Origin of the sequence: Klebsiella sp. GW_Kp182, assembly GCF_040062275.1 — a bacterium.
GTDB lineage: Bacteria > Pseudomonadota > Gammaproteobacteria > Enterobacterales > Enterobacteriaceae > Klebsiella > Klebsiella michiganensis.
On record NZ_JBEAFQ010000054.1, the window covers coordinates 47,337 to 62,463 of the forward strand.

Annotated in this window: 12 protein-coding genes and 1 pseudogene; 8 read left to right on the plus strand and 5 right to left on the minus strand. The window is 55.7% G+C overall.

Annotated elements, in window-relative coordinates; all coding sequences use genetic code 11:
• Positions 1 to 31 precede the first annotated feature (31 nt).
• Entirely contained in the window at positions 32 to 814 is a 783-nt protein-coding gene (bioH, locus tag ABLU88_RS23160) for a pimeloyl-ACP methyl ester esterase BioH (RefSeq protein ID WP_048263487.1), read from the minus strand.
• A gap of 38 nt (positions 815 to 852) precedes the next feature.
• Between bioH and gntX the strand changes: the two genes are divergently transcribed.
• The 5 genes from gntX to rsmJ all read left to right on the plus strand — a co-directional run bounded on the left by gntX (position 853) and on the right by rsmJ (position 6,834).
• On the plus strand, positions 853 to 1,527 hold the full coding sequence (gntX, locus tag ABLU88_RS23165; protein WP_032694208.1) for a DNA utilization protein GntX: 675 nt from the start codon (positions 853 to 855) through the stop codon (positions 1,525 to 1,527).
• A 58-nt stretch (positions 1,528 to 1,585) separates the two neighbouring features.
• A complete protein-coding gene (gene nfuA / locus ABLU88_RS23170) occupies positions 1,586 to 2,161 on the plus strand; it encodes a Fe-S biogenesis protein NfuA (protein WP_004106660.1) in 576 nt (191 codons plus the stop codon).
• Positions 2,162 to 2,493: 332 nt separating this feature from the next.
• Positions 2,494 to 3,810, plus strand: a complete 1,317-nt coding sequence (gene gntT, locus ABLU88_RS23175) for a gluconate transporter (RefSeq protein WP_004134706.1) — start codon at positions 2,494 to 2,496, stop codon at positions 3,808 to 3,810.
• Positions 3,811 to 4,019: 209 nt separating this feature from the next.
• Positions 4,020 to 6,062 (plus strand): oligopeptidase A, encoded by a 2,043-nt coding sequence (gene prlC / locus ABLU88_RS23180; protein WP_014839726.1) that lies wholly within the window; start codon positions 4,020 to 4,022, stop codon positions 6,060 to 6,062.
• 7 nt (positions 6,063 to 6,069) lie between these two features.
• The gene (rsmJ, locus tag ABLU88_RS23185; protein WP_004855183.1) at positions 6,070 to 6,834 is read left to right on the plus strand and encodes a 16S rRNA (guanine(1516)-N(2))-methyltransferase RsmJ; all 765 of its coding nucleotides are present in this window, start codon (positions 6,070 to 6,072) and stop codon (positions 6,832 to 6,834) included.
• Between the two features lie 372 nt (positions 6,835 to 7,206).
• Here rsmJ and dtpB read toward each other — a convergent pair whose 3' ends face one another.
• Complete coding sequence (gene dtpB, locus ABLU88_RS23190; protein ID WP_025106828.1) at positions 7,207 to 8,673, minus strand: dipeptide/tripeptide permease DtpB; 1,467 nt, start codon at positions 8,671 to 8,673, stop codon at positions 7,207 to 7,209.
• A 72-nt stretch (positions 8,674 to 8,745) separates the two neighbouring features.
• Here dtpB and ABLU88_RS23195 point away from each other — a divergent pair, with 72 nt between their 5' ends.
• Entirely contained in the window at positions 8,746 to 8,919 is a 174-nt protein-coding gene (locus ABLU88_RS23195; RefSeq protein ID WP_155774232.1) for a hypothetical protein, read from the plus strand.
• 12 nt (positions 8,920 to 8,931) lie between these two features.
• Here ABLU88_RS23195 and uspA read toward each other — a convergent pair whose 3' ends face one another.
• Positions 8,932 to 9,369, minus strand: a complete 438-nt coding sequence (gene uspA, locus ABLU88_RS23200) for a universal stress protein UspA (protein ID WP_004126268.1) — start codon at positions 9,367 to 9,369, stop codon at positions 8,932 to 8,934.
• Positions 9,370 to 9,749: 380 nt separating this feature from the next.
• Between uspA and uspB the strand changes: the two genes are divergently transcribed.
• Complete coding sequence (gene uspB, locus ABLU88_RS23205) at positions 9,750 to 10,085, plus strand: universal stress protein UspB (RefSeq protein ID WP_004855171.1); 336 nt, start codon at positions 9,750 to 9,752, stop codon at positions 10,083 to 10,085.
• Between the two features lie 66 nt (positions 10,086 to 10,151).
• Here uspB and pitA read toward each other — a convergent pair whose 3' ends face one another.
• Positions 10,152 to 11,648 (minus strand): inorganic phosphate transporter PitA, encoded by a 1,497-nt coding sequence (gene pitA / locus ABLU88_RS23210; protein WP_348838103.1) that lies wholly within the window; start codon positions 11,646 to 11,648, stop codon positions 10,152 to 10,154.
• Positions 11,649 to 11,877: 229 nt separating this feature from the next.
• Here pitA and ABLU88_RS23215 point away from each other — a divergent pair, with 229 nt between their 5' ends.
• Entirely contained in the window at positions 11,878 to 13,074 is a 1,197-nt protein-coding gene (locus ABLU88_RS23215) for an NAD(P)/FAD-dependent oxidoreductase (RefSeq protein ID WP_014227139.1), read from the plus strand.
• A gap of 34 nt (positions 13,075 to 13,108) precedes the next feature.
• On the opposite strand, the pseudogene ABLU88_RS23220 reads toward ABLU88_RS23215, so the two are convergent.
• A pseudogene (locus ABLU88_RS23220) lies at positions 13,109 to 14,992 on the minus strand (sigma 54-interacting transcriptional regulator).
• Positions 14,993 to 15,127: the final 135 nt, after the last annotated feature.

Consider the following 15,127-nt stretch of genomic DNA (forward strand, 5'->3'; position numbering starts at 1 on the left):
TTGCTGCACCCAGCGTTTTTACCACGTCCCGCTAAAAAAATTTATCGATCTCACGCTTCAGTTCGATCAGCGGAGCGCAAAACGCCTGCGGATGTGAAATGAACGGCGCATGGGCGGCTTTATCGAAGACAATCGACGTGCTTTTGGGCCACAGCGCATCGAGAAGCGGAATGATTTTACGCGGTACCAGACCGTCCAGCCGACCGTACAGGCGCAAAAAAGGCATGTCGAGGGCGGTCAACGGCTGGCGTAAATCGGCGGTTTTGAGGATCTCCAGCCCGCCGTTTAAAACGTCCGGCGACGGCATCGGTAGCGACAGCACCGTGCTCTTCAGCGCTCTCGCATCCTGACGCGCGCTTTCGGTACCCAGGGTTTGCAGCGCCAGAAAGCGTTCGACGGTGCGTTGAAAATCTTCGCTCAGCTGCTGCTGAAACCCGCTCAGCACGTCGGGCTTAATGCCGGGCCAGCTGTCGTGAGCGCTAAAGCAGGGGGAAGAGGCCACGGTGACCAGCGCCTGCACGCGATCGGGATGGGATAACGCGACCTGGCTGGCCACCAGCCCGCCGAGGCTCCAGCCCAGCCAGATAGCGCGCTCTGGCGCGTTTTCCAGCACCCGCTGGGCCATCTCTTCCAGCGACATCGCGCCAAAGCCGCCGCTGCGGCCATAGCCAGGCAGGTCGACGAGGTGCAGCGTAAAATGCGAAGCCAGCTGCGGCGTGATGCAATCCCACACTTTGGCATTCAGCCCCCATCCGTGCAGCAGCACAAGATGACAATTTCCTTCGCCCGTGGTCTGCCACGCGATCGTTTTCATCAGTTACTGTTCTCTTTCCACCAATACGAGGGGGAAATATGCTAACAGCACACAGCTTATGCTGGCTATGCCAAATGCCGCTGGCCATCGCCAGCTGGGGGATCTGCTCGCGATGCGCGTCGGCGCTGCTGGCGTCTGAACCGTTGTGCCCGCAGTGCGGCCTGCCGGCCCAATCAAGCACGCTGCCCTGCGGGCGCTGCCTGCAAAAACCGCCGCCGTGGCAGCGGCTGGTGACGGTGAATGACTATCGACCGCCGCTGAGCGGCCTGATTCACCAACTGAAATTCAATAAGCGGCCCGAGCTGGCCCCGGCGCTGGCGCGTCTGCTGCTGTTGCGCATTCGCCAGCGTCGGGATCTTCCCCGCCCGGACCGGATAATTAGCGTGCCGCTCTGGCAGCGTCGTCAGTGGAAGAGGGGATTTAATCAGAGCGATCTGCTGTGCCGACCGCTCTCCCGCTGGCTGGACTGCGCCTGGCGCAGCGATGCGCTAACCCGCCGGCGCCGCACCGCCACCCAGCATCAGCTCAGCGCCAGATTGCGCAAACGGAACCTGAAAAACGCCTTCCAGCTTGAATTGTCGCTCCAGGGCCACCATATCGCCATTGTGGATGATGTCGTCACAACCGGAAGCACCGTCGCCGAGATATCCCGCCTGCTTTTGCGAAACGGCGCCGCGACGGTTCAGGTATGGTGTATATGCCGTACCTTGTAGACCCCTGCTGATGGGCGTATAATAACCCAGTAAAATAGTCAACTATTAGGCCAACGCTATGATCCGTATTTCCGATGCTGCACAAGCGCACTTTGCCAAACTGCTGGCAAATCAGGAAGAAGGGACACAAATTCGCGTATTTGTGATCAATCCCGGCACCCCTAACGCCGAGTGCGGCGTGTCCTACTGCCCACCGGATGCGGTGGAAGATTCCGATACCGCGCTGAAGTTTGAGCAACTCACCGCCTACGTCGATGAGCTTAGCGCGCCGTACCTGGAAGACGCTGAAATCGATTTTGTTACCGACCAGCTGGGCTCCCAGCTGACGCTGAAAGCGCCAAACGCCAAGATGCGCAAAGTGTCCGACGATGCCCCGCTCATGGAGCGCGTTGAGTACCTGCTGCAGTCGCAGATTAACCCGCAGCTGGCCGGCCACGGCGGGCGCGTCACGTTGATGGAAATCACCGACGATGGCCTGGCGATTCTGCAATTCGGCGGCGGCTGCAACGGCTGTTCGATGGTTGACGTGACGCTGAAAGAGGGGATCGAGAAGCAGATGCTGAACGAGTTCCCGGAACTGAAAGGCGTACGCGATCTGACTGAACACCAGCGCGGCGAGCACTCCTACTACTGATTTCCCCGCCCGGCTGCCTTTTCGCGGCCGGGCGACTCTCTTCATGTTACCGCGCAACATTTCCCGCTAAGCGACCCGGCAGAAACCCGGGAAAGAGTATGACTTAAGTCTCATATTTGAAATTTTCACCGCCCAGGTGATTCTCAAACTTCATATGTTACCCGTATCATTCGCTTCAGGCGCCACAGATAAAAAAATAGCCAGCTATCCTTTCTCTGGGTAAGGATAAAGCCAGCTTCTACGGCGTCAGACATTTTTTGTTCCGGTCGGAACGGATGAAGTCAATGTTGAAACTATGACGTTACCCATAACAAATTAAGGCCAGGTAAATCATGCCATTAGTCATCGTTGCTATCGGGGTTGCCCTGTTATTGTTGCTGATGATCCGTTTCAAGCTGAACGGGTTTATCGCTCTGGTTCTGGTGGCACTTGCCGTCGGGCTCATGCAGGGTATGCCTCTGGATAAAGTTATCGTCTCCATCAAAAACGGCGTTGGGGGAACCCTCGGCAGCCTCGCGCTGATCATGGGCTTCGGCGCGATGCTCGGTAAAATGCTGGCGGACTGCGGCGGCGCGCAGCGTATCGCCACCACGCTGATTGCCAAATTTGGTAAACAACATATTCAATGGGCGGTTGTGCTCACCGGCTTTACCGTCGGCTTCGCCCTGTTCTATGAAGTGGGCTTCGTACTGATGCTGCCGCTGGTCTTTACCATCGCCGCATCCGCCGGTATCCCGCTGCTCTATATCGGCGTCCCGATGGCGGCCGCGCTCTCCGTCACGCACGGCTTCCTGCCTCCGCACCCGGGCCCGACGGCCATTGCCACTATTTTCCATGCCGACATGGGTAAAACCCTGCTGTTCGGTACGATTCTGGCGATCCCGACGGTTATCCTCGCGGGGCCGGTTTACGCACGCTTCCTGAAAGGTATCGATAAGCCGATTCCGGAAGGCCTGCATAACCCGAAAACGTTCACTGAGGAAGAGATGCCGGGCTTCGGCGTCAGCGTCTGGACCTCTCTGGTACCGGTTATTCTGATGGCTATGCGCGCCGTGGCCGAAATGGTTCTGCCGAAAGGTCATGCCTTCCTGCCGATCGCGGAATTCTTCGGCGACCCGGTCATGGCCACGCTGATCGCGGTACTGATCGCCATGTTCACCTTCGGTCTTAACCGCGGTCGTTCCATGGAGCAGATTAACGATACGCTGACCTCCTCGATCAAAATTATCGCCATGATGCTGCTGATCATCGGCGGCGGCGGCGCCTTCAAGCAGGTGCTGGTCGATAGCGGCATGGATAAATACATTGCTTCTATCATGCATGAATCCAATATGTCCCCGCTGTTTATGGCATGGTCGATTGCTGCGGTACTGCGTATCGCGCTGGGTTCCGCCACCGTTGCGGCGATCACCGCGGGCGGTATCGCCGCGCCGCTGATCGCCACCACCGGCGTGAGCCCGGAACTGATGGTGATCGCCGTTGGCTCCGGCAGCGTTATCTTCTCCCACGTTAACGACCCGGGCTTCTGGCTGTTTAAGGAATACTTCAACCTGACCATCGGCGAGACCATTAAGTCGTGGTCGGTGCTGGAAACCATTATCTCAGTGTGCGGCCTGGTAGGCTGTCTGCTGCTGGGGATGGTGGTATAAGCTGCTTGTCAGCCTAAAACGAGCCGGGTCGCCGCGAGGCGAACCCGGCTTTTTTATGCGCTCTGGCCACAACGGCCAGACTTATCGCAGTAATACCCGCCTGCGCGCGGCGCCTGACATTGAAATTCAGCAAACTATCCCCCATTCTAGATCTCATGCTATAGCGCCGGACGCGCGCTTCATTCACCCAATTCAACAGGACTGCGCATATGACCAATCCATTACTGACGCCTTTTTCATTACCGCCATTCTCAGCCATCAAACCCGAGCACGTGGTCCCCGCGGTCACTAAAGCGCTGGATGATTGCCGGGCGGCGGTAGAGCGCGCGGTGGCGCAAGGGGCGCCGTATACCTGGGAAAATCTTTGCCAGCCGCTGGCGGAAGTAGACGACGTGCTGGGGCGTATTTTTTCCCCGGTCAGCCACCTGAACTCGGTCAAAAACAGTCCGGAACTGCGCGAAGCCTACGAGCAGACCCTGCCGCTGCTTTCGGAGTACAGCACCTGGGTTGGGCAGCATGAAGGCCTGTACAAAGCGTACCGCGACCTGCGCGACGGCGACCATTACGCCACCCTGAATACCGCGCAGAAAAAAGCGGTGGATAACGCGCTGCGCGATTTTGAACTCTCCGGTATTGGCCTGGCGAAAGAGCAGCAGAAACGCTACGGCGAAATCGCCGCCCGCCTCTCCGAGCTGGGCAATCAGTACAGCAACAACGTGCTCGACGCGACCATGGGCTGGACCAAGCTGGTCACCGATGAATCTGAGCTCTCCGGCATGCCGGAAAGCGCGCTTGCCGCAGCGAAAGCCCAGGCTGAAGCCAAAGAGCAGGAAGGGTTTCTGCTGACCCTGGATATCCCGAGCTATCTGCCGGTAATGACCTACTGCGACAATCAGGCGCTGCGTGAAGAGCTGTATCGCGCCTATTCCACCCGCGCCTCCGACCAGGGGCCGAACGCCGGAAAATGGGACAACAGCCCGGTAATGGCGGAAATCCTCGCCCTGCGCCACGAGCTGGCGCAGCTGCTGGGCTTTGACAGCTTTGCCGACAAGTCGCTGGCGACCAAAATGGCCGAAAATCCGCAGCAGGTGCTCGACTTCCTGACCGACCTGGCGAAACGCGCCCGTCCGCAGGGTGAGAAAGAGCTGGCCCAGCTGCGCGCCTTCGCCAAAGCCGAATTCGGCGTGGATGAACTGCAGCCGTGGGATATCGCTTACTACAGCGAAAAACAGAAGCAGCATCTTTACAGCATCAGCGATGAACAGCTGCGCCCCTACTTCCCGGAAAACAAAGCGGTTAACGGCCTGTTCGAGGTGGTTAAGCGTATTTACGGTATTACCGCGAAAGAGCGTACCGATGTGGACGTCTGGCATCCGGAAGTGCGCTTCTTCGAACTGTACGATGAAAAAAATGAACTACGCGGTAGCTTCTATCTCGATCTCTACGCTCGCGAACATAAACGCGGCGGGGCATGGATGGATGACTGCGTTGGCCAGATGCGCAAGCTTGACGGCTCGCTGCAAAAGCCGGTCGCTTATCTGACCTGTAACTTTAACCGTCCCGTCAACGGTAAGCCGGCGCTGTTCACCCACGATGAAGTGATCACCCTGTTCCACGAGTTTGGCCACGGTCTGCACCATATGCTGACCCGTATCGACACCGCCGGCGTGTCCGGCATCAGCGGGGTACCGTGGGATGCGGTCGAGCTGCCGAGCCAGTTTATGGAAAACTGGTGCTGGGAGCCGGAAGCGCTGGCCTTTATCTCCGGCCACTATGAAACCGGCGAGCCGCTGCCGCAGGAATTGCTGGAGAAAATGCTGGCGGCGAAGAACTACCAGGCGGCGATGTTTATTCTGCGCCAGCTGGAGTTCGGCCTGTTCGACTTCCGCCTGCATGCGGAGTTCAGCCCGCAGCAGGGCGCGAAAATCCTCGAAACGCTGGCGGAAATTAAGCAGCAGGTGGCGCTGATCCCCGGGCCGTCGTGGGGCCGTTTCCCGCACGCCTTCAGCCATATTTTCGCCGGCGGATACGCAGCGGGTTATTACAGCTATCTGTGGGCCGACGTCCTGGCGGCGGATGCCTTCTCGCGCTTCGAAGAGGAGGGTATCTTCAATCGCGAAACCGGCCAGTCGTTCCTCGACAACATCCTTAGCCGCGGCGGTTCGGAAGAGCCAATGGTCCTGTTCAAACGCTTCCGCGGTCGCGAGCCGCAGCTGGACGCGATGCTTGAGCATTACGGCATTAAGAGTTAATCCTGTTGTGAAAATTTGTTTAATTGATGAAACGGGCGCCGGAGACGGCGCCTTATCTGTTCTGGCTGACCGCTGGGGGCTGGAGCAGGATGAGGACAACCCGATGGCGCTGGTGATGACGCCGGCGCATCTTGAGCTGCGCAAGCGCGATGAACCGAAGCTTGGCGGCATCTTTGTTGATTTTGTCGGCGGGACCATGGCCCATCGGCGCAGGTTCGGCGGCGGCCGTGGCGAGGCGGTGGCGAAAGCGGTGGGAATCAAAGGCGACTATCTGCCGGATGTGGTCGATGCGACCGCCGGTCTGGGAAGGGATGCCTTTGTTCTTGCCTCCGTGGGCTGTCGCGTGCGGATGCTGGAGCGTAACCCGGTGGTTGCCGCGCTGCTCGACGATGGCCTGGCGCGCGGCTACGCCGACGCTGAAATCGGTCCCTGGTTGCAGGAGCGTCTGCGGCTGATTCACGCTTCCAGCCTGACGGCACTGACCGATATCACCCCGCGTCCGCAGGTGGTCTATCTCGACCCGATGTTTCCGCATAAGCAGAAAAGCGCGCTGGTGAAGAAAGAGATGCGGGTATTTCAGTCGCTGGTGGGGCCGGATTTAGACGCCGACGGTCTGCTGGCGCCGGCGCGTCAGCTGGCGACCAAACGGGTGGTGGTTAAGCGCCCGGACTACGCGCCGCCGCTGGCGGATGTGGCGACGCCTAACGCGGTGGTGACCAAAGGCCACCGTTTTGATATCTATGCCGGAACGGCGGTTGAGCCGCAGGGGTAAGCAACCTGCGTCAGGGACCTTTCCCCGAGGGCGGCGCGTTGCGCCTGCCCGGGCTACGGGTTCACCGCCGTCTGCGGGTCTGGTAGCCCGGACAGATGCGCAGCATCGCCTCCGGGAAATTCGGCCACTCTGCACTCTGCTCCCGGGGGCGGCGCGATGCGCCTTGCCCGGGCTACGGGTTCACCGCCGTCTGCGGGTCTGGTAGCCCGAACAGATACGCAGCATCGCCTTCGGGAAATTCTGCCACTCTGCGCTCTGTTCCCGGGGCGGCGCGATACGCCTGCCCGGGCTACGGGTTCTTGCGATCTGGGGGGCTGTAGCCCGGATAAGGCGTTAGCCGCAATCCGGGAAACCTCGTCGACCGCACCGTTTTTACGCGCTTTTTGTATTAATCATCCTGTTCAGCCACGGCACCATGATCGCCATGACCACCGTTACGCCCAGGGTCACCAGGCCAATTTTGCTGAAGACATCGGTATAAATCGGCAGCGTCTGTAGCGGGTCGGTAATATTATCCGGTACGGCGGTAAAGGTCGCCACGTAGCCGCCCAGCAGGAACGCGGCCGCCTGGGTTAAAAACCACATCCCAAGAATAAAGCCCATCAGATGCTGCGGCACCAGCGCGGCAACCATCGCCAGCCCCAGGGCGCTAATCAGCAGTTCCCCCAGACTCTGGAACAGATAGACCAGCACGATAAACCACGGCGAGGTCAGCCCCTGGGCGTCGGCAAACCACATTCCCGCCGCGGCTGCCGTCAGAAAACCCAGCGCGCACAGGAACATGCCAAGGGTAAACTTCATCGGCATAGTCAGGTCTTTGCCCTTATTGCCCAAACGCGTGTAGATAGCGGCGAGGATCGGGCTGGCCACCACCACCCAGAACGGGTTTAGCGCCTGAAAGCTCACCGGGTTAATCGCGAAACCAAGTATTTCATGGTGAACGTTATTGATAGCAAAGAAGTTGAGCGAGGTGGGCATCTGCGCGTACAGAATATAAAACAGCACCGCTTCCAGCATCAGGATAAAGGCGACGAACATTTTATTGCGCCCGGTTTTATCCAGCTTGAAGGCCTCGCGGAAGAAGAAAATCGTCACCACCACTGAGAGGATAATCAGCACCAGATTGGCGATTTTGACATTATGCATTAGCCAGGCGCAGAGAAATATCATGACCACCGTACCGGCCAGCACGTACAGTAAATTGCGCAGGCTCAGCGGTTTGTGGTCCGGCTCAGAGCCGATATCTTTCACCATACCCCGACAGGCGAAGTAAACCAGCAGGGCGACGATCAGACCGGCGCCGCACAGGTTGTAGGTTACCGCGTAGCCGAACTTGTCGGCAATCACCGGCGCCAGCGACAGCGACAGCAGCGAACCGATATTGATCGACATATAAAACAGCGTGAAGGCGCCATCCAGGCGGGCATCTTTTGGCGGATAGCATTTGGACAGCAGGCTCGCCGGGTTAGCTTTAAACAGGCCGTTACCCACCGCAATGGTCCCCAGCGCGATGAAAATCAGATTGGGTTTGAGCAGCGACAGGCCGGTCATAAAGTAGCCTGCGGCAAGCACAATCGCGCCCAGAACCAGCGTACGTTTCGTACCCAGCAGGTGATCGCCGACATAGCCGCCGATGGAGATAAGGCCATATACCAGCGCGGCAAACGCGCCAAAGGTAATAAACGCCTGCTCCTGAGAAAAACCGAGCTGTTTAACAAAGAAAACGGCCAGGATCCCCTGAACGCCGTAATAGCCAAATCGCTCCCATAGTTCCACAAAGAAGATCATGAAGAATGGGCGAGGTTGCTGCAGCAAGCCTGTCGGTGCGGTTGAATTCATCTTTCTTCGCCTTTAAGTCCTGTCCGGAAAAGTATGAACGCGTATGCCAAAACGCGCTGAAAAAGGTTAATTTTGCGTAATGATATGATGTTTATCTATTTTGGCGAATTATTATATGGCTATATTGCTTTTGAAATGGTTGATCAACCTGGCATTGTGGCGATTATTTGGATTTATATGCTTTTTGCGGCGGGTGGGGGAAATAAAAACGCCCGCGTTGGCGGGCGTTGGTCATCAGCGAAATGAAATAACGTCCTGTTATTCGTCTTCTTCGTCGCGCAGCGGGACAATCAGCATATCCACGTGAACGGTGTTGATGAGCTGACGAGCCGAGGACATCAGTTTGCTCCAGAAGTCCTGATGGTGACCGCAAACCACGAGGTCCATATCATACTTTTTAATCGCATCAACCAGCACCTGGCCGAGATCGCCGCTGCCGCTCAGGGTCTCAGTGATCGGATAGCCAGCGTTGGTGGACAGCTCGCTTAACGCGTGGTGAGTCTCTTCGGAGATGCGTTTCTGCATGTCGCCCAGATTGACGTCAATAAGGCCGGTGTAGAGATCGGAGTAATTCACATCCACGTGGATCAGGGAAACTTTTGCATTGTAGGGGCGGGCCATAGAAACGGCTTTTTCTACCAGTACTTTGCTTTCCGGGGACAGGTCTACTGCAATAAGAATATGTTTGTAAGCCATGGTGTTACTCCTTCCATAAGTTGTCGATGACCGTTGGACCTGACAGCCAGCGCTGCCGCTTCGCCCGCGTCCTGCGTGCTACATTCGCGGGGGGGAGTCCTTAAGGACCTAATTGTAGAAGATATTTCTACCTTATAGCGCCCCTCGCGATCCGTCAATCCACCTTGTTCAGCGAATAGTTAAACAAATATATCCGACTTATGCATTGATAATGATTAACGTTGTGGTAAAAAAATTAACTGATCTCCTACACTATTTAATGAGCCGGTCGGATAAATAAACGTGATCGGAATCGCACTCTTTCACAGTACAGTCGGTTTGATATTGGGGAGCGGTAGTCCCGGAGGGAGCCTCCGAGGACGGGTCGCCGGGGAGGAGGTATGATCAGCACTGTTGCGCTGTTTTGGGCCCTGTGTATCGTATGTGTAGTGAATATGGCACGCTACTTCTCGTCGCTGCGTGCATTACTTGTTGTGCTACGTGGTTGTGACCCTTTGCTCTATCAATATGTCGACGGCGGCGGTTTTTTTACGTCGCACGGGCAGCCCGGCAAACAGGTGCGCCTGGTGTGGTACATCTACGCCCAGCGCTACCGCGATCACCACGACGATGAATTTATCCGCCGCTGCGAGCGGGTTCGTCGGCAGTTTATTCTCACCAGCGCGCTATGCGGCCTGGTGGTGGTCAGCATGATTGCTCTGGCTATCTGGCACTAGCTTCACGATACAAAAAAAACGGGCCAGTTTCCTGACCCGTTTATCTTTCTTGTTTCTGATATTCGCTTAGATAATCTGCAGCGAGAGCCAGTACAGCGCGCCGGACAGCAGAATCGCCGCGGGCAGGGTCAGTACCCAGGCCATCAGGATGCTGGTGACGGTTTTCTTCTGCAGACCGCCGCCATCAACGAGCATCGTCCCCGCTACCGAGGAGGAGAGCACGTGGGTGGTGGAAACCGGCATACCGGTATAGCTCGCCAGACCAATCGATACGGCGGCGGTCATCTGAGCTGACATACCTTGTGCGTAGGTCATCCCTTTCTTACCGATTTTCTCGCCGATGGTGGTCGCCACGCGACGCCAGCCGATCATGGTGCCGATACCCAGCGCCAGCGCAACCGCCATAATAATCCAGATTGGCGCGTACTCGATGGTGCTCAGCATGTCGGTTTTCAGCTTCTTCAGCAGACGCTTATCGTCAGCATTCACTTCCGGCAGCTTAGCCACTTTGTCAGTGGTGTCGGAGATGCAGAGCATAATACGGCGCAGATGGCTACGCTGTTCCACGGAGAGCGTGTCGTAGCTTTCGGTACCGGTCAGCATCGTCTTCACGCGGTCAAGCGCGTTGATGGTGTTTACCGGGTGGCAGTGGAACTCGCCGTTTGCGGCAGCCCCTGCGTCCGGAGACGGGATGAGCTGCTCGGCGCCGGTCGCTTTTTTCAACAGCTCAGGACGCTGCTGGAAGAAGGTTTCCACGTTGTTGACCGCATCGCGGGTACGGGTGATTTCGTAGCCGGAAGCGTTCATATTGACCACGAAGCCAGCCGGAGCCACGCCGATCAGAACCAGCATCACCAGGCCAATGCCTTTCTGACCATCGTTCGCGCCGTGGGAGAACGCGACGCCAATGGCGGACAGAATCAGCGCAATACGCGTCCAGAACGGCGGCTTTTTCTTGCCGTCTTTCTTTTCACGCTCGGCTGGAGTCAGGTGGATACGGGCGCGTTTTTTGGTTCCGCTCCAGTAGCGACGCAGAATGAAAATCAGGCCGCCCGCCACGACCAGGCCAACGATTGGCGAGACGATCAGCGAGCCAAAAATACCCATGACTTTCGGGATGTTCAGCGCGTCCACCACCGACGTACCGGTCATCAGGGCATTGGTTAAACCAATACCGATGATCGCGCCGATCAGGGTGTGCGAGCTGGAGGCCGGAAGGCCGAAGTACCAGGTGCCGAGGTTCCAGATAATTGCCGCCAGCAGCATGGAAAAGACCATGGCGAGGCCATGTGCTGAACCCATGTTAAGCAGCAGGTCGGTCGGCAACATATGCACGATGGCATAGGCTACGCTGAGACCGCCCAACAGAACGCCGAAGAAGTTAAAAAGAGCCGCCATCGCCACAGCAAGCTGCGACCGCATTGCGCGAGTGTAAATCACCGTTGCAACCGCGTTTGCGGTATCATGAAAACCATTGATCGCTTCGTAAAAAAGCACGAAAGCCAGAGCAAGCAATAATAGTAACCCGGTATGTAAATCCAGACCGGCAAATAAATGTACCATAGGACGTTACGCCATTTTGAGGACATGAACGCGGCGCATTATCAGTGACTTTCGCGGCGCGGGCAAAGTGAAATATAGACTTTTTTTGATTTTCTTCCTGTTTAAGTTTTACCTTGTTGGGAGTATTCCTATATCTTTCAATGAGGTACGCAAATCTGTTTTTTTCAGTCTGGTGCGACCAGAATGAAAAATTTACAATTCCCGACAATCGGGATATGAGGAATGTTGTGTGGAAAGGTTTGATGCCATCGTAATCGGCGCCGGAGCGGCGGGAATGTTTTGTGCAGCGCAGGCGGGGCAGGCAGGCTGTCGGGTGCTGCTGCTCGATAACGGCAAAAAGCCCGGGCGGAAGATCCTGATGTCTGGCGGTGGCCGCTGCAACTTTACTAACATGTATATCGAACCCGCGGCATATCTCAGCCAAAACCCGCATTTTTGCAAATCTGCGCTGGCGCGCTACACCCAGTGGGACTTTATCGATCTGGTTAGCAAACACGGTATCGCCTGGCATGAGAAAACCCTGGGCCAGCTTTTCTGCGATGATTCCGCCGAGCAAATCGTTAACCTGCTGCTGGCCGAGTGCGAAAAAGGCGGCGTACACATTCGCCTGCGTAGCGAAATTATCAGCGTAGAGCGGGATGATGAGGGCTATACGCTACAGCTTAACGGCGAGACGGTGGCGGCGAAAAAGCTGGTGGTTGCCTCCGGCGGATTATCCATGCCCGGCCTGGGCGCCTCGCCGTTTGGCTATAAGCTCGCCGAGCAGTTTGGCCTGAAGGTGCTGCCGACCCGCGCGGGCCTGGTGCCGTTTACCTTGCATAAGCCGCTGCTCGAACAGCTGCAGGTGCTTTCCGGGGTGTCGGTGCCGTCCACCATCACGGCGGAAAACGGGACCGTCTTCCGGGAAAATCTGCTCTTTACCCACCGCGGGCTGTCCGGGCCGGCGGTACTGCAAATTTCCAGCTACTGGCAGCCGGGAGAGTTCGTCAGCATCAATCTGCTGCCGGATTGCCATCTTGATGACTTCCTTAACGAGCAGCGCGCGGCGCATCCCAATCAGAGCCTGAAGAACACCCTGGCAATGCAGCTGCCAAAGCGGCTGGTCGAGTGCCTGCAGCAGCTGGGGCAGCTGCCGGACGTCACCCTGAAACAGCTAAACGTTCGCGAGCAGCAGGCGCTGGTTGAGACGCTGACCGCGTGGCGAGTCCAGCCGAATGGCACCGAAGGCTATCGCACGGCGGAAGTGACCCTCGGCGGTGTCGACACCAACGAACTCTCTTCGCGCACCATGGAGGCCCGCAAGGTGCCCGGTCTGTACTTTATCGGCGAAGTGATGGACGTCACCGGCTGGCTGGGAGGCTATAACTTCCAGTGGGCGTGGGCGTCAGCCTGGGCATGCGCGCAGGCTTTAGCGGAACAGAAATAACCGCCTGCTCTGTATCAGCGGACCCGGCTCCGCCTTATCCGCTGATATTGTGCTGCTTTAATTTGCGCCACAGGGTCGTGGGGCTGATGCCGAGCATCACCGACGCTTTGGTCCTGTCCCCGTCGGTTTTTTCTATGACATGGGTAATCAGCCGTTTCTCTTGTTTCTTTAATAAATCGGTTTCATCTGATGCCACGCCCGCGGCCGGGGATTGAGAGCTCTCGTTGGCGTCATCCGGTGAAATTTGACCGATCTGCAGCAATACGTCTTTGCTCACTCGATCGATATCCAGCAGGACGATGAGCCGGTAGATAACCGCCTGAAGTTCACGAATGTTGCCAGGCCAGCTATAGCGATGCAAAAAATCCACCGCGTCGGGGGTAAATGTGATTTGCTTACCTTGCTGATAAAGCAGGTGCTGAATCAACAACATGATATCGCCCGGTCGTTGGCGTAAGGCCGGTAGACTCAACTCAAGAATATTGATTCTATAGTACAGATCCTGCCTGAACTCACCGCTGGCGACGAGCTGGCGCAGATCTTTATTGCTGGCGGTGATCAGGCGAAAATCGGCGGTGATCAGCGTATCGCCGCCGAGACGAGAGAATTGCTTCTCTTGTAACACGCGCAGCAGCTTAACCTGTACCGATAACGGCGCTTCGCTGATTTCATCGATAAACACCGTGCCGTTCATCGCCATTTCAAACACCCCCGGTTTTCCGCCCTTGCGCGCGCTGGTAAATGCGCCGTCGGCATAGCCAAAGAGTTCACTTTCCAGAATGCTCTCGGGAATGGCCGCGCAGTTAATCGCGATAAAAGGGCCGTGGCTTCTGGCGCTATGGTTATGAATACTCTGAGCGAAAAGCTCTTTACCTGTGCCGGTATCGCCCAAGATATGAATGGGAAGTTCGTGGCGGGCGCACAGTTTAGCTTTTTTTATTACATCGCGTATCGCCGGAGACTGGCCAATAATGTCGTCGAAAGACCAGGTTGTGGAAAAACCGCGGAGTTTACTTTTTTTGCTGATACTATTTTGCCAAAGTGAACTCTCCTAGTTTAATCCTGTAATAATGCTATAAGATATTTGGCGGTTGGAAAAATGACGTATGGAAATGTAAATAGTTTGGCCGTTAATATCAATGACCTGTTCTTTAATGTCTAATTCGTTAATAATACTGGGGTAAATATCTTTAAATGCCTCTTTTTTGAATATTTTATCTCCGACATGACACTGGAATAAGCTCAGGCCGATAGCATTAATATTTATGATCTCACCAAGCTGATCAATGCACATGATGCCCTCACGTGCTTGATTCAGCGCGGCGTGGCTCATGATGAGCTTGGTATTTTCTCGGTTGAGATATTTTAATAGGCTATCGGCTTCATTGATGGCCTGCTCAATCGAAATATTATCGGTGTCTCCCATAATAGCATTGAGGTTATATTTTTTAGCCATTTCAGCAACCGTAAGGCCGCCGATGACCGTATGGTAATCGTTCTCTGAAAGATTTTTTATAACGTTTTCAATATCATTGTGGTTATATACCTGGCAAATTTTAAACTCTTCGTTAGTCATGTTCTGATAATGACGTAAGGCATTACAAAATTGGGGGAAACCAACCGCGGCGATTTTTTGTGATTTGATTTTGGCCTGTTGTAAAATGCGATAAACGCCGTGAAAATCATGGGCGATCTCAATGACCGGGATACTAATATTGTTACGCAGGAGGGCGGCGGTGCCGCCTCGGCTAATAATTATCTTAGCGCCGGACTGGATCATCTCATTCGCTTTATCGAGAACGTCAGAATAACGAAATTCATATACCGGAACATCGAGCTTCCTCTCAATAAGAACATTCATGATGCGTTGGGTTATTGTTTTGGAAACTGAAAAAATGACAATTTCATTATTCTTCATATATTATTCGCTCAGGTGTTCTGGGTTTGCAATGTTTATTATATGGCGAGCACAGGGAGAATCAATGAGGGTGGTCATATAATACGATATTAAGAATAAAAGCCTTACGCATAGCAAATGCGTAAGGCTATGTCA

What these genes read in the sequence shown, in the direction of transcription:
- uspB (WP_004855171.1), top strand. Translation starts at nt 9,750, where the DNA reads ATGATCAGCACTGTTGCGCTGTTTTGGGCCCTGTGTATCGTATGTGTA.
- gntX (WP_032694208.1), top strand. Translation starts at nt 853, where the DNA reads ATGCTAACAGCACACAGCTTATGCTGGCTATGCCAAATGCCGCTGGCC.
- uspA (WP_004126268.1), bottom strand. Translation starts at nt 9,369, where the DNA reads ATGGCTTACAAACATATTCTTATTGCAGTAGACCTGTCCCCGGAAAGC.
- prlC (WP_014839726.1), top strand. Translation starts at nt 4,020, where the DNA reads ATGACCAATCCATTACTGACGCCTTTTTCATTACCGCCATTCTCAGCC.
- dtpB (WP_025106828.1), bottom strand. Translation starts at nt 8,673, where the DNA reads ATGAATTCAACCGCACCGACAGGCTTGCTGCAGCAACCTCGCCCATTC.
- pitA (WP_348838103.1), bottom strand. Translation starts at nt 11,648, where the DNA reads ATGGTACATTTATTTGCCGGTCTGGATTTACATACCGGGTTACTATTA.
- nfuA (WP_004106660.1), top strand. Translation starts at nt 1,586, where the DNA reads ATGATCCGTATTTCCGATGCTGCACAAGCGCACTTTGCCAAACTGCTG.
- bioH (WP_048263487.1), bottom strand. Translation starts at nt 814, where the DNA reads ATGAAAACGATCGCGTGGCAGACCACGGGCGAAGGAAATTGTCATCTT.
- gntT (WP_004134706.1), top strand. Translation starts at nt 2,494, where the DNA reads ATGCCATTAGTCATCGTTGCTATCGGGGTTGCCCTGTTATTGTTGCTG.